Here is a 26,397-nt window from a genome sequence, read left to right as displayed (position 1 = left end):
TAACATTTTAGATCTCAAATAAATTATTTTATAGATATTATATCAGACTTATCTATTTGCGGAACAGGGAGAATCCATTGAATAATTGGATAACAACCTCAAATTCTGGGAAGACTTATATAGATAGAAAAATTATTAGGAAAAGAGGGAATTATTTTGAGGCGCAAAAGATCGCCATCAAAAGAACAATACCTAGAGAACAAAAAAAGACCGGGCTTTATTAATATATTTAAAAAAATTTTCAAATTGCTGTTTATTGTAGCAATTATTTCTGTCATTGGATTTATTATCTTATTACCAGTTGTAGTATCTGCTTTAGAAGATGTCTCGCCTCCTGAATTTGAAAGTGCTACTGTTATGTTAGATAAAAATGGAGAGGAATTCTATCATGAGTACGATGATTATCGGATTTATATTTCAATAGATGAAATGCCAGAAGAAATGGTAGAAGGGATCATGGCCGTAGAAGACAGGAGGTTCAAGGAACACTTAGGAATAGATATAAGAGGTATAACTAGGGCTATGTGGCGTAATATTAGAGCCAGAGAAGTCGTCGAGGGTGGTAGTACTATTACCCAACAATTAGCTAAAAATTACTTTTTAGATCATTCCAGGACAATAGATAGAAAAGTTCGAGAATTTTTCTTGACTTTGCATCTAGAAAGGACATTGAGTAAAGAGGAAATTTTGGAACAGTATTTAAACGGTATCTATTTCGGCCATGGAGCTTATGGTGTAGAAGCTGCCAGTAGAATGTATTTTGGAAAAAATACCAATGAATTAGAGCTTCAAGAGATTGCTATGTTAATTGGAATACCGAGAAGTCCCTATTATTATTCACCATTTCGAAATCCAGAAAATGCTCAACAAAGACGTGATGCAGTCTTACATATAATGGCTCAAGAAGGAGTGGTTAATCAGGACACAGCTCAAGCAGCTGCTGTTGAAGCACTAGATGTTACTGGATATAATCCTCCCAAGGAAAATGCTTCTTATTTTGCAGATGAGGTTAACAGGCGACTAGAAGAGAAATTGCCAGAAGATTATACAGAAGATTTTCAAAGGGGAGGCTTTCGTGTATATACTACTTTAGATCAGGAAATGCAGTCAGAAGCTGAAAGAATTTTAGATGAAGACTTGGGAGTAGTCAGATATGCTGAAAGAGGGGATTCGGAAATTCGTCAACCACAAGGTTCTATGGTAGCATTGGAGCCTGATACCGGTAGGGTGAGAGCTTTCGTAGGTGGTCGGGACTATGAAGAAACCCCTTTCAATCGAGCTAATCCTATTAGTCCTAATAGACCAGTTGGTTCTACGATTAAACCATTTGTATATGCTGCAGCTTTATCGGAAAATGAAATCACACCTGCTACTACCTTTACTTGTGAGGAAACTGTATACCCAGAGGAACCGGGATGGGATAATGGCCCCTTCGTACCTACTGATTATGGCGGTGTTTACCATAATGATGACCTGACAATTCGCAGAGCAATTCGGGAATCGTGTAATGTAACTGCTGTTAAAGTTCATGATGATATGGGGCGGTATCCTAGTGTGGAGCAGGCTGAAAGTATGGGAGTAATTGACGATATTCCAACTACCCTTTCCTTTCCTCTAGGACAGGTCGAAGCTTCGCCTTTAAAACTTACATCAGGATATACACCTTTTGCCAATGAAGGAATTTTGGTAGAACCGAAACTGATAAAAAAGGTTGAAGATAGTAGGGGCACAGTTATCTATGAAAATGAGCCAGAGCGGTCAGTAGAGCTGAGTCAACAAACAGCTTATCAAATGACCAGTATAATGGAGGATGTGATTTCTCCTAGAGGCACGGCTTCAAGTATATGGGATGAAATTGATTTTCCAGCTGCCGGGAAAACAGGCACAACGGAAGGCCGAATGGATGCAGTTTTTGTAGGTTATACCCCCGAACTAGTAACTACTGTATTTGTAAGTGATGATGGCAATGTAGAACCCGTTCCCGGAACTGGAGGGAGTTTAGCTGCACCTCTTTGGAGTGAATTTATGAATTCTGTTTCTCATAAATTGGATCATGAAGACTTTTCTCGTCCTGATGGACTAATTGAACGTGAAATCTGTGAAGATTCGGGGAAACTAGCAACAGATTATTGTCCTGAAGAAGTAGTAACAACTGAATATTTTGAACCGAGAACCCAACCCGATAATGATTGTGATGTACATTTACCAGAAAAAGAGGAAGGCCCTGGCTTTCCTCCTCCTTGGTGGCCATTTTTTCAAGAAGATAACGATTAGTTCTATAGGGCGATGAAAAAGTTTACCAGGATTGGCACTAAAATGGACAATATGGCTCAATTAAAAAAAGCAATTGGTATATATTGTTTGCCTGTTCCCTGGGCTATAATTGGGAGTGTCACATCCATATTATAGCTTTGCCCCCATCTATTTTATCTGATTGTAGGGAGTTTTGTCATCACTGAGTATCTACATAGAACTGTAAAATTCGTAACATCCCATAACAATTAGAAAACCACCGTATATTTTAGTCAAAACTTCTGGAGAAAAAGACATAGCTAAAATAGCTCCTCCTATCGCTCCTATAATACTGCCACTAGCCAGTGGAATTATAAGACTTTTGTTGACATTTCCTTGTTTGTAATGGGTTATTATGGCAATAATAGACATAGGTAAAAAGGCGATTAAAGTGACTCCCTGGGCTACATGTTGTTCTATTTGTACCAGAAGTACCAAAAAAGGTATCAAAACTGCTCCACCGCCAAGGGCTAGCCCTGTCACTATACCTGTTATAAAACCAATAACATAAATTAAGATTGTCTCTAATATCATGACATTATCAACCAAATTCCTGTAATAATAATGAAAGTTGCAAAAATTCTCTTTAAAAAATCTGGGTTTAAGAAATTCATAAGTTTAGCTCCTAAGAAGCTACCCAGGGCTCCACTAGCAATTACTTTCAGAGCTAATAAATAATCTACCCTATCATGAAAACCATAAATGGCAGCACTGGCCAGGGCGGTGGGTAAGATTACAGATATGGTAGTACCATGAGCGATATGCTGTTTGAGTTTTTTTACATGAGTCAAAGCTGGAATTAAAAAAGTGCCTCCTCCTACACCTAGTAAACCATTGATACTTCCAGTGATCAATCCTATGACTACTAGTTTGATGTGGCTCATAAAATCACCTCATCCCCATTGTTCCCAGAGATATGTAAAATAATCCTTGTTGCCACTGTTTTTAAAAAGTGCTACTATAAGGGGGACAATAATTAAAAGGGAGGGGAGTTACATGGCCTACAAGATTACTGAGGAATGCATTAAGTGTGGCGCTTGTGAACCTGAATGCCCAACAGAAGCTATTTCTGAAGGAGAAGAGATGTACGTAATTGATGCCGATAACTGTATCGATTGCGGGGCATGTGCTGATGTCTGCCCAGTGGACGCTATAATTCAAGAATAACCTCCTGAAGTTTTATTTTAGGAGAGATTATTTGACGTTACTTAAAGTGTTTTCAAAGAGTTACGGGGTAAATGTTACATTTACCCCGTTATTACCCTATAAGAAATACGACACAACAGTAAGTTTTGGATGATTTGATTCGGAGGAATTGCTTATGACTAAGCGCAAGGCTATTGTTCTAGGAGTAAATTATTATATTGGACTTAGTGCTATTCGCTCTTTAGGAAAAGAAGGCATTCCCGTAATTGCCATGGATTATGATCCTCTATCCTATGGATTTGGTTCCAAATATGTGTCTGAACAGGTGTTGATTCCTGATATTAATAAAGAAGGTGAAAATAAGGTAGTCGAATTTTTAAAAAACTTTGGAAAAAAGTTTTCAGAAAAACCTGTATTATTGCCTGCCGCTGACCCCTATGCCATAATGATATCTAATTCTGTTGATGAACTGGAGGATTATTACTTATTCCCCCCATTACCTAAGGGGCTGGTGTCTGATTTAGTTAATAAACATAAACTCTACAAACTTGCTCAAAAACATGGAATGCCAATACCTAAAACTTTTTTTGTTCAAGGTATTGAAGATTTAGAAAATATTAAGAATGAAATGGTTTACCCTTGTATAGTTAAACCCGAATTGAGCCACGAATTTGTAAAGAAATTCCGAAAAAAGGTTTTTGAAGTCAGTAACTACCGCCAACTATATGAAGCGGTATCTTCGGCTACTGATGCCGATTTAGATGTAATGATTCAAGAAATTATTCCTGGTCCAGATGATCATGTTTATACTTATGATGCCTATTTTAATAGAAATGCTGAACCTGTTAAGGTATTTACCAATCGAAAACAAAGGCAGTTTCCTATACATTTTGGAGCATCAGTCTTTACTGAAAGCGTATTTGAACCTAGAATCATACAATTAGGCGAAGATTTTCTTAAAAAAATTGGGTATCATGGAATAGTTGAAATTGAATTAAAAAAAGATCCTCGTAATGGCAAGTTTTATATGATTGAAATCAATCCCCGAGTTACCAATTTTAACAATGTGATTTTAACAAGTGGGATTAATCTTCCTGCTGCCCAATATTACGACATGATTGGTGAATCACTTTCCCAACAGATAAACCGCGAAGAGGGTCTGAAATTCGTTTATTTTTATGAAGATGTCAAAGCAGCTTTTAATTACATGTCAAGTGGTGAATTAAGCTTTTTTAGATGGATCAAATCGTATATTGGGCCCTTAAGTTATGCCATATTTGATTTGCAGGATCTAAAACCTTTGATATTATTTATCAAGAAGTTAATTAAGAGGTTTTTTAAAAAAATTACTGGAGCTCGAACAAAGGGTGTTTGAATTTTTGAAAACTAGTACATGAACAGAGATACGATTATAATTATGAACCCTTGATTTGCAAAGGAGGTTAACTTTGAAAGCAAAATTTTTTCAGGTTGATTCTTTTACAGAGACATCTTTTGGTGGCAACCCGGCAGGGGTAATTATCTCTGAACAAGAGTTACCTCGTGAGACGATGCAAAACTTGGCCAAGGAAGTCAATGCTTCTGAGACGGCTTTTGTTTTGCCGGGTTTGGAGTTTAGATTCTTCACTCCTACAGTAGAAGTTTCCTACTGTGGACATGCAACAGTAGCGGCTTTTCATGCTTTAGTGACTTCTGGATACCTAACACCAGATCAAGATGGTACTACCTATACTCAAACTACTCAAGAAGGATCTTTTCCGGTGACTGTTTATCCCAGAGGAAATGGTTCTCCCTTAATATGCACTTGGAAACATGATAAAGATATCGAGATGGGAGATAAGGTTTCTCCTTATGTATTAGAGGACCTGTTTTATATTAAAAATTCAGTGAATGCTACTTTTACTAGTGTTAATGAGTTTTGCCCTATGGATTTGCCTTTACAAGTGATTAATGTCGGGATTTCTGACCTTCATGTTCCCGTGAAAGACGTAAAAACCCTACAAGATTTAGTTCCTCGCTTAGACAGATTAGCACTATTATCAAGAAAAATGGATATTGTAGGACTACATTTATTTACTTTTTCTAGTCCTCGAGGCGGGGACTTATTTGTCCGAAACTTCGCTCCCTTAGTAGGAATAGATGAGGAGGCAGCAACTGGCTCTGCAAATAGTGGATTAGCTTACTATTTGGCCCAATACGGAGCCGTTGATTATGGGAAAAGATTACTAATTGATCAGGGTGACACTCTAGGTAGGCCTTCCAGAATGTATATAACTCCAGAAGAACAGGGAAGTGTACTGGTTGAAGGAACTGGTGTTACTATTTTCTCAGGGCAGGTGGATATTTTATAACAAAAGTACTAGTTTTATAATAAAATATGCCCACATTTATATTAATAAAATTATCAGGAAGGAATTAACAAACCCTCCGTAGAAATTTTTACTAAAATCACCTTAGTGTCAGTGGTTGTTTTCATAAAATATTTAGGTAGGTGTTAATTAGAGCAATATTTCGATTATTTTCGGAATTTTTAGACGGTTATTCTTGGGTTTATCTTTAGTATGTATGTTTTATCTGGATAACTCAGAAAATAATGGGGGGCGAAAACATGAAAGGCCGGATATTAGTGGTGGATGACCAGGCAGGAATCCGAATGCTTATTAAAGAAGTATTGGAGTTAGAGAGCCATCAGGTTGAGACTGTTTCTACAGGCGAGGATTTTTTTAACTTACTAAAACAGGATGATTACGATTTTATGATTGTTGACTTATTACTGCCTGGATATGCTGGATCGGAGTTACTTACTGAATTAAATAAGTATGCTTCGTTATCTAAAGCCATGGTGATCAGTGGTATAGGCTGCCCTGAAACAAGGGAGAAGGTGAAAAAACAGGGGGTTGCCGATTATATGGAAAAACCTTTCGACCTACAAACTTTAAAAGAAAAAGTCCAAAGAAGCCTTGAACAAATAACAGCCTAATTATAATATTATTGTAGGGAGTTTCCGCTTCTTAGGAAGCGGAGAATTTTTGTTAGTTAGTTTAAACGATACATAATAGGAGGGAGTACCAATGCCATTAGTTAAAGGCAAACAACTGGTAGATATAGCGGAGCGGAATGGCTTTGCTGTTGGTGCATTTAATGTGAACAATCTTGAAATTATCAAAGCTATCATTGAATCTGCTCAAGAAGAACGTTCACCTGCAATTTTACAGGCTAGTCAGGGAGCTATTAAATATGCCGGAATTGATTTTATCGTTGCCATGGTAAAAGCTGCTAGTGAACAAGTTGATGTTCCCCTTGCGCTACATTTAGATCATGGAACTAGCTTTGAACAAAACATGCAGTGTATCAGGAAAGGATTCACTTCTGTTATGTTTGACGGCTCTAAATACTCTCTAGAGGAAAATATTCACAAAACTCGACAAGTGGTTCAAGTAGGGCAAGCTGCTGGTGTATCCGTTGAAGGTGAACTGGGTAAAATTGCAGGTACAGAGGATGATATTTCTGTTGATGAAAGAGAGGCTTTCATGACAGATCCTAAGGAAGCTGAACGATTTATGCGAGAGACAGAAGTTGATTATTTGGCTGTTGCCATTGGGACTGCCCATGGTCCATATAAAGGTGAGCCAAAATTGGACTTTGACAGACTTAAAAAAATCAGAGAATTGACTGAAGCTCCCATTGTGATGCACGGTGCTTCAGGAGTACCAGAAGAATCTATTAAAAAAGGGATTGAGCTAGGAGTTCGAAAGATCAATATTGATACTGAATTGCGACAGGCCTTTACTTCTGGATTAAAAGGGGTTATTTCAGAAAAACCGGAAGAATATGACCCAAGAAAACTATTAGGCCCTGCCAAGGACTCTATGAAAGAAGTTATTAAAGAAAAAATGCGATTATTTGGGTCTTCAGGAAAAGTATAATATTACACCACTGAAGGGTGATGAAGTATATGAAAATATTTTTAGACACTGCCAACTTAAATGATATAAAAGCGGGAGTATCTTTAGGTGTCGTAGATGGAGTTACTACAAATCCAAGTCTTGTGGCTAAAGAAGGGGTATCTCTGGAGAACAGAATCAACCAAATTGCTGAAATATGTAATGGCCCTATTAGTGCAGAAGTTATCGCTGACAAACGAGATGAAATGGTGGCAGAAGCAGAGGAATTAACCAAAATTTCTCCTAATATAGTTGTGAAAATCCCTCTAACTCAAGATGGATTGCAAGCAACTAAAGTTTTATCTGAAAAGAATATTAATACTAATCTAACCCTGGTTTTTTCACTAAATCAAGCTATCTTAGCTGCAAAGGCTGGTGCGACCTATGTTAGTCCCTTTGTAGGCAGGGTTGACGACATAGGTGGAAATGGTATGCAGTTAGTAGAAGAGATAGTGACTACTTTTAATCAATATGCCATAAATACCGAGGTGATTGCAGCTAGTATTAGGCACCCAAGACATGTTACTGAAGCAGCTCGAATCGGCTGCGATATAGTAACGATACCAAAAGCTGTGTTAGAAAAGATGGTAAATCACCCTTTAACGGATAAAGGAATAGAAAAATTCATGGAAGACTGGCATAAGAATAAACAAAAATAGATAAGCAGGTTAACTAGATTTTTCGAATGTTAAATAAGGAGGAGGCTGGCTAATGGAGAGAGAATTAGCTTTAGAACTAGTACGAGTAACCGAGGCTGCTGCTCTTGCTTCAGGAAGAATGATGGGTCGTGGAGATAAAGAAGGTGCGGATCAAGCCGCAGTTGATGCGATGAGAAGGGCTTTTGATACCGTTCAAATAGATGGACGTGTGGTGATTGGAGAGGGTGAAAAAGATGAGGCACCCATGCTATATATAGGAGAAGAAGTTGGAAGTAGAGATGGAATTCCCGTTGATATAGCCGTTGATCCGGTAGAAGGCACTAACTTAGTGGCCAAGGGTCTTCCCAATGCCCTTTCTGTAGTAGCTGTAGCACCAAAAGATGGATTATTGTATGCCCCTGATATTTATATGGAAAAAATAGCTGTAGGTAAGGAAGCTAAAGGGTGTATTGATCTGGACGCTCCAGTAGAGGAAAATTTATCAGCTATTGCCAAGGCTAAGGGAAAGGATGTTTCTGATTTAGTAGCCATCGTATTGGATAGACCAAGACATGAAGATATTATCCATGAAATTAAAAGGGCAGGAGCTAGAATCAAATTAATCAGCGATGGTGACGTTTCAGCAGCCATAGCTACTGCTATACCTGATACTGGAGTAGATGTTTTATTCGGTGTTGGGGGTGCTCCTGAAGGTGTAATTGCAGCTACTGCATTAAAATGTCTAGAAGGCGAAATGCAAGCACGCTTGAAGCCTAAAAATGGAGAACAAGAAGATAGGCTTAAAGATATGGGGATCAATGACCCCTCTAGATTACTGCAAATGGAGGACCTAGTCAGTGGAGATGATGCTATGTTTGCAGTTACTGGAATTACAGATGGAGACTTATTAAGAGGCATCAGATATGAAGCTGGAAAGAAAGCACGCTCTCATAGTTTGGTTATGAGAGCAAAAACTGGTACAGTTAGATTTATTGATGCCATTCACAGATTGGATAAAAAACCCTCTTACTATTATGAAGAGTAGTGTCAAAAACTTCCTGGTTGCTTTACTATGGCAACCAGGAAAATCTTAATGTTGTCTAGCATTTTGAGCTTGCACGCTTGCCACGCTACAAGCAATGGTTGTTTAACCTTCCAATCCCCACTTAACCTATTTTAAATAGGCGCCTGTTACATTTAGTTTATTTTAAATAAATAATTTATACTCGTTAAGTGAGGTTTGTTGTTTATCCCCATTCTGAAGAATAATTTCTTACCCAATAGTTTCCCTATTATGTCAATCTATACATCAATTTAAAATTTTATGTTTTAATTGATTTTACCTTGTTAAAAGATGTTACAAGGTAATATTCGTAATTAGGTTGGGGTAGTTTTTAAGGAGGTAATAAAAATTGGATATTAAAGATTTAGAACAAAAAACAGTATCTGAACTACATGAAATTGCCAAAAAATATGGCGTGAAAAACTATACTAGATTAAAAAAAAGTGATTTAATTTTTAAATTAATTGAAAGCTATACTGAAAAAGATGGTTATAATTTTTCTGAAGGTGTTTTAGAAATTATGCCCGACGGATATGGTTTTTTAAGACCGGACGGCTATACTCCTGGTAGTAATGATATTTATATTTCGGCATCTCAAATCAAGAGATTTGGATTAAAAACTGGCGATCTGGTTTCTGGTAAAGTGCGTCCACCCAAGGATAATGAAAAATATATGGCTTTGTTGCATGTAGAAGCTGTGAATTCACGTCCCCCTGAAGAATCAAAAACAAGAAAAGATTTTTCTATCCTTACCCCGATTCACCCAGATGCCCCTTTTCGATTAGAAATTAGGCAAGATATGTTAGCACCTCGCATGATTGATTTATTCTCACCAATAGGGCGCGGACAGCGAGGGATGATAGTTAGTCCTCCTAAAGCAGGTAAAACTGTGTTGCTTAAGCAGCTAGCCAATTGTATAGCTGAAAACCATCCAGAAACTGAGATTATAATTTTATTAATTGACGAGCGTCCAGAAGAAGTTACTGATATAGAAAGGTCTGTTGATGCTCAAGTGGTCAGTTCTACCTTTGATAATTATCCTGAAAATCATGTCAAACTTGCTGAACTAGTTATGAAACGGGCTGAGCGCATGGTGGAAAACCAAAAGGACGTTGTAGTCTTGTTGGATTCTATGACACGTCTGGCTCGAGCTTATAACTTGGTAATTCCCCCCAGTGGCAGAACTTTATCTGGAGGTATTGACCCTTCAGCTCTACACAAACCAAAGAAATTCTTTGGAGCTGCCAGAAATATAGAAGAGGGAGGCAGTTTAACAATACTTTCTACTGCCCTAGTTGATACTGGAAGTCGTATGGATGACGTAATTTATGAGGAATTCAAAGGTACTGGTAATATGGAGCTTCACTTGAGTAGAAAACTGGCTAATAGAAGAATATTTCCAGCTATTGATATTTCACGTTCTGGTACCAGAAGGGAAGAGCTGTTACAAGATAAAAAACATTTAGAGTTAATTTGGACTCTCAGGCGAGCTATGATGGATGCTAGTCCAGAAGAATTCTTAGAAACTGTAGGAGAAAAATTAAAACGAACTTCAAACAATGATGAATTTTTAAAGAATCTTCATCATATGTAAAATGGGCTGTTGCTCTTAGAAGGGACTTGTGTTATGATAATGGTTGCGAATTTGAAAATAATATTCTAACTTGAATTTATATGAGCGAGGTGAAATATAATGAAAAGAGAAATTCATCCAGAATACAAAAAGGCCAAAGTGGTTTGCGCCTGTGGTAACTCTTTTGAAACCGGGTCTACTAAAGAAGAGCTAAAAGTTGAAATTTGTTCCAGTTGCCATCCTTTCTTTACAGGGAAGCAAAAGTTAGTAGATAGCGGTGGAAGAGTTGAGAAATTTAAGAGAAAATATGGCCTTGAATAAAACAAGGATTCGTGAGAAGCAGGGCGTAATAGCTCTGCTCTTTTTGTAGGAGGTTGTTATATGAATCAAAAAGAACACATTGGTGGCCAGGCTGTCATCGAAGGTGTTATGATGCGATCTAAGGGAAAACTCTCCATAGCAGTTCGACAGGCAGAAGACAACATTTCAATAAAATGTCAACCCATAGTATCTTTAGGAGAGCGGTTTTCCCTATTTAAATTACCGATATTACGTGGTATGGTGGCATTTTTTGAATCTCTTGTATTGGGTGTTAAAACCCTAACTTATTCTGCTAACCAAGTTTTGGAAGAAGAGGAAGAGGAACTTACTGATTTCCAACTTTTTCTGACAGTATTTGTATCTTTACTGTTTGGTGTCAGCTTGTTTTTTTTGCTACCTACTTTCATTATGGGAATAGTTAAGGGCCCTATTGAAACACCTCTTCTAATAAACCTTGGTGAAGGTCTAATCAGAATTAGCATTTTCCTGGGATATGTCCTGTTGATTTCCCGGATGAAAGATATTCAAAGAGTTTTTCAATATCATGGTGCCGAGCATAAAGCTATTCATTGTTATGAAGCGGGAGAGCAATTAACCATAGACAATGCCAAAAAATATACTACATTACATCCTAGATGTGGTACCAGCTTTTTGTTGATCGTTATGTTGACTAGTATTATTTTGTTTTCTTTTTTTGGCTGGCCCAATTTACTTATGAGATTTGTCATTCGATTAGCAATACTTCCGCTGGTTGCAGGAATTTCTTATGAAGTTATTAGACTGGCTGGAAAAAAGAAAAACACTTTTACTAGGTTGATATCAGTACCAGGATTGTTTTTACAAAAGTTTACAACGAGAGAACCCGATGCTGAGCAGATAGAAGTGGCTTTGACTGCTTTAAACAACTTGATTTCTGAAAGTGAGGAAAGAGAGGTGAATCCATGCTAGATAAATTAGAAGGTATAGAAAAACGATATCAGGAACTGGAAGATTTAATGTCAGATCCTGAAGTTATAAATGACCCTGAAAAGTTAAAACAATATTCTAAAGAACATGCATCTCTTGAGGAAATCGTTAATAAATATCGACAATATCTTGAAACAAAACAAGAATTTGAAGAGGCTAAGGAAATGCTAGAAGAAAATGATGAAGATCCGGATATGGAAGAATTTTTAAAGGATGAAATTCCTCGACTGGAAAATCAAATGCAAGAGATCTATGACTCTCTTAAAATTCTGTTATTGCCCAAAGATCCCAATGATGAAAAGAACGTAATTGTTGAAATTAGAGCCGGAGCGGGTGGTGATGAAGCAGCTTTATTTGCTGCGGATCTGTATCGTATGTATACCCGCTATGCTGAGATAATGAACTGGAAAACAGAAATAATGGATAGTCATGAGAAAGATATGGGTGGCTTTAAAGAGATTGTTTTCATGATAGAAGGTAAAAATGCTTATTCGCGTCTAAAATTTGAAAGTGGTGTCCACAGGGTACAGCGAGTGCCCTCTACCGAATCTTCTGGTAGGATTCACACTTCAACTGCTACTGTTGCTGTATTGCCTGAAGCGGAAGATGTAGAAATTGAAATTGATACCAATGAACTCAGAATAGATACATTTTGTGCTACAGGACCAGGAGGGCAAAGTGTTAATACCACACAATCGGCAGTTAGAATCACCCATGAACCAACTGGAGTTGTTGTTAGTTGCCAGGATGAGAAATCTCAGCATAAGAATCGAGATAAAGCCATGAAAGTATTGCGAGCTAGAATATATGATATGTATCTGGAGGAACAACAACAGCAAGAGGCAGAAGAACGAAAAAGTCAGGTGGGAAGTGGCGATAGGAGCGAAAGAATAAGAACTTACAACTTTCCCCAGGGGCGAATTACCGATCACAGGATAAACTTCACAACTCATAGACTGGAACAAGTGTTAGAAGGCGAAATCGATGAATTAATTGATGCTTTAATAACTACAGAACAAGCTGAACAATTGAAAAAAATGGGAGCCTAAACTATGGGAAGGTGTAAAAATGAAAGACTACGAAGCCGAATATGAAAATAGAGAAAATGACGTGACAGTGGCAGAGGCCCGAAAATGGGCCTCTGATTATTTAAAAAGAGCCAAGATTGAAAATTACATTAAAGAAGCAGATTTCTTATTAGCATTTATCTTAGATTGGGATAGAAGCAAATTATTAGCATATCCGGAAAAACATCTGAGCAGTGGTCAGTACAAGGAATTGAAAGAACTCGTAATTAAAAGATCTGAAGGAACTCCCTATGCCTACTTAACGGGAAAAAGAGAGTTTATGGGACTTGAATTTACTGTTACAGAAAATGTGTTGATTCCCAGACCTGATACAGAAGTGGTTGTGGAATTTGCTTTAAATTGTCTTGGAAAAATTATTTTGAAAGATAATCCTAATAATAAAAAGGAATTACAATTTAATGAACTGAATTCTCCTATTAAAATATTGGATATCTGTACAGGTAGTGGCAACATTGGCCTTTCAATTGCTTATTATTTTAACAAAATGTATGGGCAAAATTTAGAACTAACTCTATCAGATATCTCGGATAAAGCCTTAGAGATAGCCCATATTAATGCTTCCAATTTAGGTTTGCTATCTCAATGTAAGTTTGTTAAAAGTGATTTATTTTCTAATACTTCGGATGATAATTATCGATTAATAACAGCTAATCCCCCTTACATTTCTTCAAAACATTACTCGACACTATCTAAAGAGGTTAAGTTGGAACCAGCTCATGCCCTACTAGCAGGGGAAGATGGTCTATATTATTATAAAAAAATCTCGCAACAGATTAAAAAATATCTATCCCAGGATGGGGTACTTATCTTTGAGATTGGCGAAGATCAGCAAGAAGAGGTTGAAAATATGCTTTCAACTCAAAACCTTGTAGTGACAAGTGAACAAGATTTGGCAGGGCGACCACGGTTGATTGCAGCTAGTAGAGGATACGAACCATTTGGTTAATGAACTAAATATTGCAACTTATTAAGATTTACCGGCGGGAAAACCGCCGGTTTTTTAATTTATGTGCTGTTATATTTAGTCGTTGATACTGAAAAACTTTCAATAAATAGATTCTTGTGTTTAACAGTACTTCTAACGAGTGAACTGTGAAAAATTTTTTAAGTTATTTGTAATTTTTATGTCTAATTTTTGAAAAAACTGGCAATACTCTGGTATAGAGGCGCTTTTGAGCCGGCTTAAAAGCCCTTGCCTTTTTGTTAATAGGGAGGGTTGTATAATGAAGTTACAAAGAGTTACTCTGAGCGGTATAAATACATACAAATTACCAGTTATTTCATCTGAAGAAACTCAAAAACTTTTTGAGAGGTTAGAGCAGGGAGATGAACAAGCCAAACAAGAGTTAATTAACGGTAATTTGCGACTGGTATTGAGCGTGATTAATAAGTTTAAAAATCGGGGAGAAAACCTGGACGACTTATTTCAAGTAGGTTGTTTAGGTTTAGTTAAAGCCGTGGATAATTTTGACCCCAAACAAGGTGTTAAATTTTCTACTTATGCTGTTCCTATGATTATGGGAGAAATAAAAAGATATCTAAGAGACGATAGTCCCATGAGAGTCAGTAGAAGTTTGAAATTGCTTGGTCAAGAGGCGGCGAAAGCCAAAGAAAAGCTGCGAAAGGAAAAACCTTATGAACCTACAATAGAAGAACTTGCCAGTGAATTGAATATTAGCCGAGAAGAGCTTGTGGAGGCTTTGAACTCTTCTTCTGAACCTTTAAGTTTATATGATCCCGTTTATTCGGATAGCACAGACCCCGTGCTGTTGGTAGATCAAATTAAAGACGAAGAAGAACGACTTGAAAACTGGGTCGAAAATATGACTTTAAAAGAAGCCATTGCTAAGCTTCCGGAGAGACAAAGGAATATTGTCAACCGCAGATTTTTTAAAGGACAAACCCAGGTAGAAGTTTCAGATGAGTTAAATATTTCTCAGGCCCAGGTTTCTCGTTTGGAGAAATCAGCTTTATTACAGTTGAGAAAACTAGTTAAAGAAGAAGTGGCAGCTAATCGGGAGGGGAGGTCGAATCAAGATGATTAATATGAACAAATTTATTAATAAATTCAGGGAGTTAACAGACCGTACAAAACTATTAATCATTACGCACAAGATAACTAAGAGAACATTTCTAATTATATTTATGTGTGTTTTGGGAGTATTTTTTGCTACCCACTCACTGTTTCTAGGTGTAGAAGAGTTAACGAACTCTATTGGCCATAGGCATGAGTCTCAAAATCAAGTTGATGAAGATATACTTAGATTACATATAATACCAAATAGTGATCTGGAACAGGATCAAGATGCTAAGGAAAAAGTTAGAAATTGGCTAATAGGAGAATTAATGAAAAACAGGGAGATAAAAAACAGAAGGGCATTTACTAATTACATAGAAACCCATAAGGATGAACTTGAGGAGGAAATGGAAAATCACTTAGTAAATAACGGTTATTACCATGATGTTAACTTATCCCTAAAGGAGAAAGTGTTTCCAACTAGGAGATATCGGACTGAAGTTTTACCAGGAGGAGAGTACGAATCTCTAGTTGTTACTTTAGATAAAGGTCAGGGAAGCAATTGGTGGTGCGTCCTATTCCCCCCATTATGCTACGTGGACTTGGCAGTCATGAATGACGAGAAATTAGAAGATCCCGAAGAAGATCAGGAGACAAAAGGGGATAGTGATGAGCTAGAACTTAAATTTGTATTGTTTGAATGGGTTTCTGAACTGTTATCATAAATCAAGATCTTTCCGGTTGCTAAAGTCTGTGTAATAAATTATAATGGCGTAGAGTGATAGTAAACAAACTAGCGGGGGGTACCTTAAGTGGGAACAATTGGAGAGGTATTGGTGGGCCTTTTGGGTGGTTTGGGTCTCTTTATTTATGGCATGCAAATCATGTCTGAAGGGATGCAAAAGGCTGCGGGAGACAAGCTCAGGAATATACTTGAAGTTCTAACAAAAAACCCTGTCATAGCAATGTTTACAGGCGTCATTCTAACTGTACTAGTTCAGAGTAGTAGTACAAGTACAGTCATGATTGTCAGCTTTGTAAATGCAGGCTTAATGAGCCTGGGACAGGCTGTTGGAACTATATTTGGAGCAAATATTGGAACGACAATTACCGCCCAGGTAGTTTCTTTTGACCTGGGTATGTTTGCTTTACCTGCCATTGCTGTAGGGGTGGCTCTTAATTCTTTTGCAAAGCGACGATTGAAAAAATACGTGGGAAGATCTATCCTGGGCTTTGGTATCCTTTTTCTAGGATTAACTATGATGAGTGATGCCATGGTGCCCCTAAGAGAACAGGAAATGTTTATTAATATGCTGAAACAGTTTGGAGCCTTTCCGGCCTTAGGGGTTCTGGCAGGAGCTATGTTCACTATTGCTGTTCAAAGCAGTAGTGCCGCCACAGGTGTAATTATTGCTTTAACATTACAGGATTTGCTCACTTTTGAATCAGGTGTGGCTTTAATTTTAGGAACCAATATCGGTACTTGCGCTACCACTTTAGTTGCAAGTGTGGGTTCAAATTTAGCTGCCAGGCGTACAGCTGCTGCGCATATAATTTTTAATACCATTGGAACCTTGTTGATACTAATTATTTTATCACCTTTTTCAGAAATTGTACGTATGACAGCAGATACAGTCCCTAGACAGGTGGCAAATGCTCACACAATTTTTAACGTGGGAATGGCCGTTGTTTTTTTACCTTTTACTAATAAATTTGTCAATTTAGTAATAAAACTTATCCCTGGTGAAGAAACAGGTATCCAGCAGGGAAGTAAGTATTTGGATAAACGTGTTTTGGCCACCCCAAGTGTGGCCATTTCAAATGCTAGAAAAGAAGTTATTCGTATGGGTAAGCTAGCTCACGAGATGGTTGATGAAGCTTATGAAAGTTTTTTAGAAAAGGATTTTCGAAAAATGAAGTTAGTAGAGCAAAAAGAAGATGTGGTAGACCAACTAGAGAAAGAGATTTCAACTTATTTATCGGCTATTTCTTATAGTTCGTTGACTACCAGTCAAAGTAAACAAGTAACTTCTCTCATGAACGCTATTAACGATATTGAAAGGGTAGGAGACCATAGCGAAAATTTAGTCAATCTGACAAAAGCAATTATAGAAGATAATCTTCCGTTTAGTGATACAGCTATCAAAGAACTTTCGGACTTCCACGAAAAAGTGTCTGGAATGTACCAAAAAGCTATTAATGCCTTTGAAGACGAAGATTACGAAAAAGCAAGAGAAGTTGTTGAATATGATGATGTGATTGATGAAATGGAAAAAATATTGAGAAAGCATCACATGATGAGATTGAATGAAAAGCGCTGTCATCCTTCTTCAGGTGTGGTGTATCTTGATATCTTAAGTAATTTCGAACGAATTGGAGACCATTCAACTAACTTAAGTGAAGCTATCTTTGGTGATGACTAAAAATTGATTTAGCAAATTACTTTGATTAATTTCTTATTGATTTTATTGGAGTGAGCCCCATGAAAAAAGATGATCATAAACTAAAAGAGTACGAGCATAAATTTAAAGAACACAAACTGACCCCACAAAGAAAAGCTATTTTACAAGTTTTTCTAGAAAATCACGGAGGACATTTGAGTGCAGAAGAAATTCTTAAGTATGCCCAAGAAAAAAATAATGATATTGGTTTTGCAACGGTTTATCGTGCCCTAGATTTATTTGAAAAACTTAAAATAATAAATAGAGTTAACTTTGGTGATGGTAGAAGTAGATATGAACTAGTACAGCGGGAAATGAAACATCATCATCACCATTTAGTTTGTATGAATTGTCAGCGAATCATTGAAGTAATGGATTCTTTACTTCATGAGTTAGAAGAAAATATAGAAGAAGAGCATAACTTTAGCATTTATGATCATAGACTTGAGTTTTATGGATATTGTGAGGATTGCCAAGAAGGGGAGGACTAACAATTATGAAGTGGTCACCTAAATTTAATAAGCTAAAATCACAAAGATTAACAGCCCAACTGTGTACAGTACTTGTGATGTTATTAATTTTGCAGCTTATGATACCTTTTGTTAGTTTCACTAATGATTCCGTTCTAGCTATTGAAAATACAGATGAGCAAACTGAACAAAAAGACCAAGACAAAGAATCGAAAGAACTGGAATCCCCTGAGGAAAAACCTTCTGAGAAAGCTCCCTCTGTGGACCCCACACAAGAAAAAGGGGAGTCTCCACACCCCGAAGCGGAAGTTATTCCTGAAGAAGAGATGGAAATATTTAGAGGTCGTGTTTTGTCCATTGAAGAAAGAGAAGGCGATGCGCAAACAGATGGGTTCTTTTCTGACACTCAATATGCTGAAGTTGAACTAACCTCTGGCCCCTTAGAGGGGGAAACTCGTGAAATAGAAAATATTATAACAGGTAACCCTCAATATGATATCCACTTAGAAGAAAATCAAGAGGTATTATTAGCTGCCAACTATCAGAATGGAGAAATATTGGAGCTGACATTATACGATGTGGCCAGGGATAGATATATATATTACGCTTTAGGATCATTTTTGGTTTTGATACTGCTCATTGGTGGCGTCACGGGTATTAAGACTATCCTTACTCTTGTTTTCACTGGCTTTATGGTAATTAAAGTGCTACTGCCTCTTATTTTGGAGGGATATAATCCACTTATTTTAAGTGTGTTAATAAGTACTTTTGTGGCAGTTGTCACTCTCACAGTTATTGGTGGTTTAGCTAAAAAAACAATAATTGCAGTCTTGGGTACAATTGGAGGATTAATCGTTGCTGGTTTCCTGGCTTTATATGTTGGAAACCAAGCTTCTCTTACGGGATTATCTAGTGAAGAAGCCCAGATGCTCCAATTTGCCGATGTGGCTGACCTGGACTTACAAGGATTGTTATTTGCTGGAATTATTATAGGTGCATTGGGAGCTGTTATGGATATTGGTATGAGTATAGCTTCAGCCTGTCAGGAAATGGTTGAAATTAATCCCAGGGTTCAGCGTTCCCAATTGATTCAGGCAGGGATGAACATAGGTCGAGATATTATGGGAACCATGGCCAATACTTTAATTCTCGCCTATGCAGGGAGCGCTATGCCGCTACTACTGTTGTTGACTCTATATGATATGAGCTATATTGAAATTGTTAATATGGATTTGATGGCAACGGAAATAATTAGAGCTTTAGCCGGTTCCATTGGACTGCTGGTAGTTATTCCATTGACTTCTCTAGCTTCCGGATTTATGTTAACCCCCGATAATAAAAGGAGGGCTAAACGTGATGAGCCAAAAACAAAGAGCGAATGATAAAATGGGATTAGAGGAGAAGCATCGAAAATTAAAGAATTATTTAAGCACAATGGATGGTGCTGTTGTTGCATTTTCAGGTGGAGTTGATAGTACTTTACTTTTGAAAGTGGCTCAAGAAGTTTTATCTGATCAGGTGTTAGCTGTTACCTCAACTTCAGAAACCATTCCCGAACGTGAGCTTGACAGGGCAAAAGAATTAGCTGAAGATATTGGTGCTAAACACAAAACGATATACACAGAAGAGATACTACAAGAAGAATTTCGAAAAAATCCCCCCAATAGATGTTACTACTGTAAACAGGAGTTGTTCAGCCATCTTTGGGAGATAGCAAAAAGTTATGGATTTAGCTATGTTCTTGACGGGTCCAATTACGATGATGGGGGCGATTTTCGCCCTGGCCTGGAGGCAGCTGCCAAGCTACAAGTGCAAAGCCCATTGAAAGAAACCGGATTTACCAAAGAAGATGTTCGTCAGTTATCTAAAGAGCTAGGGCTTCCCACTTGGAATAAACCAGCTATGGCCTGTCTTTCATCAAGATTCCCTTACGGTGAAGAATTGACGAGAGAAAAAATTGACCAAGTTGAAAAAGGGGAGGATGTCCTAGATGAGCTAGGTTTTTCCCAATTTAGGCTTAGATACCACGGAGGTATGGCACGCCTTGAGTTGAGCAAAGAAGAGTTCGATATCGCCATTAAGCATAGTGAATACATTTCACAAGAATTGAAGAATTTGGGCTTTCAAAAAGTCACTTTAGATTTAGAGGGATATCGAACGGGAAGTATGAATGAAGAATTGCAAAGCTCTTAACCAAAATCTTAAACTGTCATAAAAGTAAATTAAACACAACAAGTTAATAAAAAATATCCAGGGTTTGTCAAAAACCCTGGATATTTTACTATGGAATATTTGGATTTGGCTGGTACTCACTGCACACAATTTGATAAGCTTCTTTAATAGGGAGACCATGTTTAGCTGCTAAGGACTTAACACTTTCAAATTCAGGTGCCCAATTATAAACCTTTCCATCTTTAATACCCTTTTTGATAACTGCTTTGCCCAAAGAAGTTGTTACCTCATCTTGATGTCTGGTTAGTTTAACTCTTTCCATTAAAGAACTTCTGACTCCTAAAGTGGTAGTCCCTTTCAACATGAGCTCTCTTAATTGATTCACCTTATCAGGAGGTGATAGTATTTCAATTAGAGTTCCAGGTCTTTGCTTTTTCATTTGTGTAGGTGTAAAGAAAACATCTAGTGCTCCGTATTCAAAGGCCTGTTCCATTAAATAAGTATAGAATTCTGGATTCATGTCATCAATATTGGCTTGCAATACAAATACTCTATCGCAATTTTCATGTATTAGTTTTTCCTTGGAATTGTTATTGAGATCTTTATCCGAGTTATTAGATATAACTTCCGTTCCCAATATTCCTCTCAACAAATTGGGTTGTTCCAATTGTTTTTTTCCTGCACCGTAACCAGTTTTGATAATATTCATTTCAGGATATGGGCCAAAGCCATCAGCCAGGCTGCTTAAAATACTGGCCCCGGTAGGGGTGCATAACTCGCTCTGAATGCCTTGAGAATAAACTGGGACATTTTTATAGGATAAAAGTTCTAAAGTAGCAGGTGCCGGTACGGGAATTTTTCCATGTTCGCATTCAATAAAGCCAGTACCTAAATGAACTGGAGATGAATAAATTTTGTTAATATTTAACAGATCCAGACCAATGGCTGAACCAAAAATATCAATAATAGAATCCAGGGCTCCCACTTCATGAAAATGGACTTTTTCTGGACTTGTTCCGTGAACTTTAGCTTCTGCCTGGGCTAGATTGTGGAATAAAGAATGAATATTATCAATCACATTATCATTAAATGGACCTTCATCTGCTAATTTGAGGATATCTTTTAGGTGTCGGTGGGCATTTTCTTTAGGAACTCGGACATGAATACTTGTGCCTGTAATGCCATTATAACTAACTTGTTCACTTTCTAAATTAAAATCAGGCAGTGGAAGTTCTTTTAAAGAAGCTTCAATTTTTTCTAAAGAAGCTCCTAGATCTACTACTGTACCCAAAAACATATCCCCAGAAATTCCCGAGAAACAATCGAGGTATAGAATTTTCTCCATATGTAATCTTACACTCCTTTGTTTTAAATTGCTTATCTTGTGTCCAGTTTACTAATTAAAGCGGCTTGATAACCAGCGCCAAAACCGTTATCAATATTGACTACACTTACTCCCGAAGCACAGCTGTTTAACATTGTTAACATGGAACTCAATCCATTAAAATTTGCACCATAGCCTATGCTTGTAGGACAAGCTATTACTGGTACATCAACAAGTCCTCCTACTACACTAGCAAGGGCTCCTTCCATGCCCGCTACTACTATTACACAACTAGCTTCTGTCAACTGATCATAAAAATTTAATAAGCGATGAATTCCCGCAACACCAACATCGTAAAACTTTTCAACAGGAGCTCCCATAACTTGAGCAGTCTCAAATGCTTCTTCTGCGACAGCTAAATCGGATGTCCCTGCTGAAACTAGGGCCACTTTCCCATACTTTGAATTTGGTGTTTTACAAGCTTCTTTTTGGTATATAATAGTTCTAGCGAGATCGTTGTATCTAGCTTGTGGTATTAAATGGCGTACTTTGTTGAATATTTTATCACTCGCCCTGGTAGCCAGTACATTATCGTTATGTTTTACAAGACTTTGAAATATTTCTGCTACTTGATGAGGCTCTTTACCTTGACAGTAAATTACTTCTGGGAATCCTTGCCTTTGACTTCTGTGATGGTCAATTTTGGCGTAACCTAGGTCTTCAAAAGCTGTTTGCTTAATTTTATTGGCAGCATCTTCTGGTTCTAAGTTACCACTAGAAACTTTATTTAAGATTTCCAATATTTGTTCTCTTTTCAAAGCTTTCACCTCTCAGTTTTTCGTTATCGTCACTATTAAAATTATATGTCATGGTGAAAAATGGGTCAATTAACAGGAAATAATTAATAAATGTAGAAAATCATAGAGAATCAAAAAGCTTGCAATAAGGAAGTGATAAAAAATGACTAAGTTTGAAAAAGTCGACAAAATAAAACCAGATAAAACTATTATAAAACAAGCGGCAGGAATTGTCCGCCAGAACGGTTTAGTCGCCTTTCCAACAGAGACTGTCTATGGACTAGGAGGGAATGGACTTAGTCCTGCTGCAATACAAAAAATATTCCAGGCAAAAAACCGCCCATTGGATAATCCGGTGATTTTACATTTGCACTCTGTCAATCAAGTTGAAACACTAGGCTTTCCACCTGAAGAATTCTTTTTTTTAGCCGAAAAATTTTGGCCTGGTCCCTTGACTATGATTATACCTAAAAAAAATATTGTCCCAAGGGAGGCCTCTGGAGGTTTAGATACAGTAGCGGTTAGAATGCCGGATCATAACGTAGCCCTTGCTTTAATCCAGGAAGCTCAGGTTCCCATGGCTGCTCCTAGTGCTAATTTATCAGGACGTCCCAGTCCAACAACAGCTGCCCATGTGGAACTCGATCTTAGCGGTCGAATAGACATGATCATAGATGGAGGAACAACAGGGGTTGGTTTGGAATCAACTGTGATTGATCTTTCCGAGAAACCTTATCAGGTGTTGCGCCCAGGAGGAATCACAGCAGAACAACTTGCTTCTGCCCTTGATTATTGTCAGGATACCTTTTTGTATACAGGATCAGAGGAGGATTATTACGCGGAAGGAAATCAATCAAGTTGTGACGAAATGATTACAAAGGATAAAAATTCCATTAAATCACCAGGTGTTAAATATCGACACTATTCTCCTCAAGGTGAGTTATATCTGGTGGAAGGTAGTGGACACAAGCTTTTACATAAAATGTATGAATATGCAAATGATTTTTCAAAGCAGGGTTATAGGATCGGAATATTGTTGACTAATGAACTATTAGAAGAGGATGGCAACCTTCATAAGTTTTGCTATGTAAGACGCCTCGGCAATGAAGATCAACTGACAGAAGTGGCTCATAGCTTATACGATGCCCTTAGGGAAATGGACCAACAAGGAATAGAAATCATTTTATGTCGTACATTTTCTCCCAAGGGAATTGGTGTTGCTCTTATGAATAGGCTCTTAAAGGCATCAAATGGTAAAGTCCTTTAAATCACTACTTGTTTACACAATTATTAAACAGCTAGATCCAATAAATGAAAGGAGGACTTATTATTAGGACTATATTATTTGTTTGCACAGGAAATACATGTCGTAGCCCCATGGCAGAATGGATCTTTAATAACAAAGTTGAAGAATGGGGCCTTTCTGATAAATTACAAGGAAAATCTGCAGGAATTTTTGCTGTTGATGGAACTCAAGCATCAGAACATGCCAAGAAAATAGTTAACTCAAAAGGAGGTGACTTATCAGAGCATAGGGCGCAAGTGGTTAAACAGGAGTTAGTGGATCAAGCTGATTTAATCCTGACCATGACAGCTGAGCAAAAACATTTTGTTGAAAGTAATTATAGCTCTGATAATAATAACGCGTCCGTTTATTTAATTACAGAATATGTCTCTAAGTTACTAGAAAACCCTGAGGAATTAAATCAGACAGGCACATCCGAGTCAACTTCGATCAATAGTTGTAAAGATGGGGAAAAAAGTGAAGTTAAAGACCCCATAGGTGGAACCTATGATGAATATCAAGCTGTGTTTTTTGAATTAGAAGAGTTGATTGAGATTATTGTGAAGAACCATAACTAGTTTAATGTTTAAGGGGGATTTGGCTTGGAAAATTCTACGGATCATCCTAAAAAGTATAAATCTTTAGGTATGGTTTTAGGAGTATTAGTGTTTATTTTAGCCGCTGTCCCTTTGCTGACTTCTGCAATATTACTAGCGGTGCAAGATATGCTGGTAATCAGACCTTGGCAGATATTTGTGATTGTAGGCATTACAGTTGTATTTGCACTTTTAGTTTATTTTTACATAAGATCCAGAGTCCTTGGTCCCTTATCATATTTGTTAAAGGCCTGTGAACAGGCATCTCGCGGAGATTTGTTAAGGACAGTGGAACCAAGTTCACAAATCAGGGAAATTAGGCAAATAGAAGTTGGGATGGGTCAGTTATTTGGATCATTGCGTCAAATGGTAGGCAAAATTCAGATATCGGCAGAACAAACCCAGGAGTATGCTAAGTCACTGGCTTCAGGTATAGAAGAAGCTAATGAAGCTATTAATCAGATTGCAACCACAGTCAACGATATTTCTTCAGGAGCAGAAGAACAGTCTCAAGCAACAGATCAGACTCTTCAAGGAGTAAATGAACGCTTAGAACAAGTGGAACGGATCTCAAGTAATGCAAAAAGTGCCCAAGAAACAGCTGAACAAATGGAACAAGTCATCGAAGATAGTTCCAGCAAAGTAGAAAACTTAATCAAATCTTCTGAAGAAACCGCCGAAAACAATCAGAAGGCTAGAGAAATGATTAAGAAACTAACAGATCAAGCAGAAAAAATTACTGAAATTGTGAATGTTGTTACTGATATATCAGAACAAACTCATCTCCTAGCTCTAAATGCGTCAATAGAAGCGGCCCGGGCTGGTGATTCAGGTCAAGGTTTTGCGGTAGTGGCACAAGAAGTCAGGAATTTGGCTGAGGAATCGGGAAAATCAGCAGAAGAGATTTCAAATTTGATTTACAAAGTTAAAGAGATGGTTAATGAGGCGGATAGATTAGTTGAACAAAGTGTTAACAATTCACGCCAGGGTGCTGAATATGCCGATACAGCCAGAAACGCTCTGAAAGAGATAGTAACTGCAGTTCATAGAGTAGCGGAAAAAGTTGATGATGTTCAGAGCGGAGCTCAGGTTCTAAAAGAAAGTATTCAGGAAGTTCAGGATTCTGTTCAAAAGATTAACGAAATAGCTCAAAGTAATGCGGCAGGGGCAGAAGAAACCGCTGCATCTACTCAAGAGCATACAGCCACAATGGATGAAATGAATACATCTTCTGACAATTTGAGTAAGATTTCGGAGGAACTATTGCAGCTTGTGAATGAAACTCTAGCCAGTGAAGAGGTCTACCAAAAATACCAAGATGGGATTAATGATATTAAAGAAAAACTCCAAGAAGCCTCTGAAAACTTGAAAGAGATTGAAATTGACAAACAAGAACAAGACCCTTATTTAAATGAACTAGCTAATAATCCTAATGTTGAAATGTTATTTACTACCGATAGAGATGGGAAAATCGTCTATATTTCTCGAGATGTGGGTGTCTCCGATGTTTCTTATCGCCCCTGGTATAAAGAGGCTATTAAAGGAGAGGAATATATTTCGAATGTTTATATTTCACAGGCCAATGATCGTCCCTGTGTAACTGTAAGTCTGCCCATTTTAGATGCATATGGTAGTGTAAAAGGTGTCCTGGGAGCTGATTTATTCTTAGGATAAATTTAGATAAACTTTTTCAAACAAGTTTATATCCGATAAAAAGCAGATACTGTAATATAACTTGTGATCACTATTAATCAGAAAGGGGATAATTATGACATATTTAACGCCGAAAAAAGTGCTAACTGAAACAGGTCAAATTCTTGGAATCGCCAGTGATCATGGTGGCCTGGAATTAAAACAAGAGATTATAAATCACTTACAAGATTCAGGTATAAAAATCGAAGACTTAGGTTGCTACCAGGATGAGTCGGTGGATTATCCTGATTATGCAGAAAAACTTACACAAAAACTTGTGAATAATGAAATTTCATACGGGATATTAGTATGTGGGACGGGGATAGGTATTTCGATAAGTGCCAATAAAGTTCCCGGGATTAGAGCAGCCCTTTGTCATGACTGTTTCTCGGCCCGTATGGCAAGAGAGCATAACGATGCAAATATTATTGCCCTTGGTGAAAGAATAATAGGAAAGGGTCTTGCTTTAGAAGTTGTTGACACCTTCTTAAACAGTCCCTTTGGAGGCGGTCGCCATGAAAGGCGAGTAAATAAAATTACAAAGTTAGAACAAAAATACTCTTAAAAGGAGG

Annotated in this window: 27 protein-coding genes; 23 read left to right on the top strand and 4 right to left on the bottom strand. The window is 37.5% G+C overall.

What is annotated here, in order from left to right; translation table 11 throughout:
* Positions 1–156 precede the first annotated feature (156 nt).
* Entirely contained in the window at positions 157–2,274 is a 2,118-nt protein-coding gene (locus tag NTHER_RS14555; protein ID WP_012449264.1) for a transglycosylase domain-containing protein, read from the top strand.
* A 189-nt stretch (positions 2,275–2,463) separates the two neighbouring features.
* Here NTHER_RS14555 and NTHER_RS14550 read toward each other — a convergent pair whose 3' ends face one another.
* Positions 2,464–2,841 (bottom strand): sulfite exporter TauE/SafE family protein, encoded by a 378-nt coding sequence (locus tag NTHER_RS14550; protein ID WP_202943856.1) that lies wholly within the window; start codon positions 2,839–2,841, stop codon positions 2,464–2,466.
* Positions 2,823–3,176: a sulfite exporter TauE/SafE family protein gene (locus tag NTHER_RS14545; protein ID WP_012449262.1), complete on the bottom strand. Its 354-nt coding sequence runs from the start codon at positions 3,174–3,176 to the stop codon at positions 2,823–2,825. Before NTHER_RS14545 ends, NTHER_RS14550 begins: the two co-directional genes overlap by 19 nt.
* A gap of 112 nt (positions 3,177–3,288) precedes the next feature.
* Between NTHER_RS14545 and NTHER_RS14540 the strand changes: the two genes are divergently transcribed.
* The 18 genes from NTHER_RS14540 (at position 3,289) to larE (ending at position 20,152) form a co-directional block, all read left to right on the top strand.
* On the top strand, positions 3,289–3,459 hold the full coding sequence (locus tag NTHER_RS14540; protein ID WP_012449261.1) for a 4Fe-4S binding protein: 171 nt from the start codon (positions 3,289–3,291) through the stop codon (positions 3,457–3,459).
* 154 nt (positions 3,460–3,613) lie between these two features.
* Positions 3,614–4,813, top strand: coding sequence for a carboxylate--amine ligase (locus tag NTHER_RS14535; RefSeq protein WP_012449260.1), 1,200 nt, complete (start codon positions 3,614–3,616; stop codon positions 4,811–4,813).
* Between the two features lie 73 nt (positions 4,814–4,886).
* The gene (locus NTHER_RS14530) at positions 4,887–5,789 is read left to right on the top strand and encodes a PhzF family phenazine biosynthesis protein (protein ID WP_012449259.1); all 903 of its coding nucleotides are present in this window, start codon (positions 4,887–4,889) and stop codon (positions 5,787–5,789) included.
* A 257-nt stretch (positions 5,790–6,046) separates the two neighbouring features.
* A complete protein-coding gene (locus NTHER_RS14525) occupies positions 6,047–6,418 on the top strand; it encodes a response regulator (RefSeq protein WP_012449258.1) in 372 nt (123 codons plus the stop codon).
* Positions 6,419–6,509: 91 nt separating this feature from the next.
* Complete coding sequence (locus NTHER_RS14520; protein WP_012449257.1) at positions 6,510–7,364, top strand: class II fructose-1,6-bisphosphate aldolase; 855 nt, start codon at positions 6,510–6,512, stop codon at positions 7,362–7,364.
* 29 nt (positions 7,365–7,393) lie between these two features.
* Positions 7,394–8,041, top strand: a complete 648-nt coding sequence (gene fsa, locus NTHER_RS14515; protein WP_012449256.1) for a fructose-6-phosphate aldolase — start codon at positions 7,394–7,396, stop codon at positions 8,039–8,041.
* A 52-nt stretch (positions 8,042–8,093) separates the two neighbouring features.
* The gene (gene glpX / locus NTHER_RS14510) at positions 8,094–9,065 is read left to right on the top strand and encodes a class II fructose-bisphosphatase (protein WP_012449255.1); all 972 of its coding nucleotides are present in this window, start codon (positions 8,094–8,096) and stop codon (positions 9,063–9,065) included.
* Positions 9,066–9,432: 367 nt separating this feature from the next.
* A complete protein-coding gene (rho, locus tag NTHER_RS14505; protein ID WP_012449254.1) occupies positions 9,433–10,677 on the top strand; it encodes a transcription termination factor Rho in 1,245 nt (414 codons plus the stop codon).
* Positions 10,678–10,776: 99 nt separating this feature from the next.
* Positions 10,777–10,977 (top strand): 50S ribosomal protein L31, encoded by a 201-nt coding sequence (gene rpmE, locus NTHER_RS14500; RefSeq protein ID WP_012449253.1) that lies wholly within the window; start codon positions 10,777–10,779, stop codon positions 10,975–10,977.
* Between the two features lie 60 nt (positions 10,978–11,037).
* Positions 11,038–11,925: a DUF1385 domain-containing protein gene (locus NTHER_RS14495; protein ID WP_012449252.1), complete on the top strand. Its 888-nt coding sequence runs from the start codon at positions 11,038–11,040 to the stop codon at positions 11,923–11,925.
* A complete protein-coding gene (gene prfA, locus NTHER_RS14490) occupies positions 11,919–12,992 on the top strand; it encodes a peptide chain release factor 1 (protein WP_012449251.1) in 1,074 nt (357 codons plus the stop codon). Before NTHER_RS14495 ends, prfA begins: the two co-directional genes overlap by 7 nt.
* 19 nt (positions 12,993–13,011) lie before the next feature.
* Positions 13,012–13,977: a peptide chain release factor N(5)-glutamine methyltransferase gene (prmC, locus tag NTHER_RS14485; RefSeq protein ID WP_012449250.1), complete on the top strand. Its 966-nt coding sequence runs from the start codon at positions 13,012–13,014 to the stop codon at positions 13,975–13,977.
* A gap of 277 nt (positions 13,978–14,254) precedes the next feature.
* Positions 14,255–15,076 (top strand): RNA polymerase sporulation sigma factor SigG, encoded by an 822-nt coding sequence (sigG, locus tag NTHER_RS14480; RefSeq protein ID WP_012449249.1) that lies wholly within the window; start codon positions 14,255–14,257, stop codon positions 15,074–15,076.
* Position 15,077: 1 nt separating this feature from the next.
* Positions 15,078–15,773 carry a stage II sporulation protein R gene (locus NTHER_RS14475; protein WP_158438308.1) on the top strand — a complete coding sequence of 232 codons (696 nt, stop codon included), beginning with the start codon at positions 15,078–15,080 and terminating at the stop codon, positions 15,771–15,773.
* Between the two features lie 87 nt (positions 15,774–15,860).
* A complete protein-coding gene (locus NTHER_RS14470; protein WP_012449247.1) occupies positions 15,861–17,471 on the top strand; it encodes a Na/Pi cotransporter family protein in 1,611 nt (536 codons plus the stop codon).
* 59 nt (positions 17,472–17,530) lie between these two features.
* Positions 17,531–17,980 carry a Fur family transcriptional regulator gene (locus NTHER_RS14465; protein WP_012449246.1) on the top strand — a complete coding sequence of 150 codons (450 nt, stop codon included), beginning with the start codon at positions 17,531–17,533 and terminating at the stop codon, positions 17,978–17,980.
* 5 nt (positions 17,981–17,985) lie between these two features.
* Complete coding sequence (locus NTHER_RS14460) at positions 17,986–19,341, top strand: YibE/F family protein (RefSeq protein WP_012449245.1); 1,356 nt, start codon at positions 17,986–17,988, stop codon at positions 19,339–19,341.
* On the top strand, positions 19,316–20,152 hold the full coding sequence (gene larE / locus NTHER_RS14455; protein WP_012449244.1) for an ATP-dependent sacrificial sulfur transferase LarE: 837 nt from the start codon (positions 19,316–19,318) through the stop codon (positions 20,150–20,152). The genes NTHER_RS14460 and larE overlap by 26 nt, the downstream gene beginning before the upstream one ends.
* A gap of 88 nt (positions 20,153–20,240) precedes the next feature.
* Here the strand turns inward: larE and larC are convergent, their stop codons facing one another.
* Both larC and larB read right to left on the bottom strand, forming a co-directional pair.
* Positions 20,241–21,476, bottom strand: coding sequence for a nickel pincer cofactor biosynthesis protein LarC (gene larC / locus NTHER_RS14450; RefSeq protein WP_041367227.1), 1,236 nt, complete (start codon positions 21,474–21,476; stop codon positions 20,241–20,243).
* A gap of 32 nt (positions 21,477–21,508) precedes the next feature.
* Positions 21,509–22,273 carry a nickel pincer cofactor biosynthesis protein LarB gene (larB, locus tag NTHER_RS14445; RefSeq protein WP_012449242.1) on the bottom strand — a complete coding sequence of 255 codons (765 nt, stop codon included), beginning with the start codon at positions 22,271–22,273 and terminating at the stop codon, positions 21,509–21,511.
* 142 nt (positions 22,274–22,415) lie between these two features.
* Between larB and NTHER_RS14440 the strand changes: the two genes are divergently transcribed.
* The 4 genes from NTHER_RS14440 to rpiB all read left to right on the top strand — a co-directional run bounded on the left by NTHER_RS14440 (position 22,416) and on the right by rpiB (position 26,390).
* Positions 22,416–23,519 carry an L-threonylcarbamoyladenylate synthase gene (locus tag NTHER_RS14440; protein WP_012449241.1) on the top strand — a complete coding sequence of 368 codons (1,104 nt, stop codon included), beginning with the start codon at positions 22,416–22,418 and terminating at the stop codon, positions 23,517–23,519.
* A gap of 44 nt (positions 23,520–23,563) precedes the next feature.
* Positions 23,564–24,115 carry a low molecular weight protein arginine phosphatase gene (locus NTHER_RS15485; RefSeq protein ID WP_012449240.1) on the top strand — a complete coding sequence of 184 codons (552 nt, stop codon included), beginning with the start codon at positions 23,564–23,566 and terminating at the stop codon, positions 24,113–24,115.
* Positions 24,116–24,139: 24 nt separating this feature from the next.
* Complete coding sequence (locus tag NTHER_RS14430) at positions 24,140–25,807, top strand: methyl-accepting chemotaxis protein (RefSeq protein WP_012449239.1); 1,668 nt, start codon at positions 24,140–24,142, stop codon at positions 25,805–25,807.
* 94 nt (positions 25,808–25,901) lie between these two features.
* Positions 25,902–26,390 carry a ribose 5-phosphate isomerase B gene (rpiB, locus tag NTHER_RS14425; protein WP_012449238.1) on the top strand — a complete coding sequence of 163 codons (489 nt, stop codon included), beginning with the start codon at positions 25,902–25,904 and terminating at the stop codon, positions 26,388–26,390.
* Positions 26,391–26,397 lie beyond the last annotated feature (7 nt).

It is taken from the genome of Natranaerobius thermophilus JW/NM-WN-LF (assembly GCF_000020005.1).
In the GTDB taxonomy this organism is placed as follows: domain Bacteria; phylum Bacillota; class Natranaerobiia; order Natranaerobiales; family Natranaerobiaceae; genus Natranaerobius; species Natranaerobius thermophilus.
The sequence above is the reverse complement of the archived record's forward strand: the minus strand, read 5'-3'. Positions and strand labels throughout refer to the sequence as shown.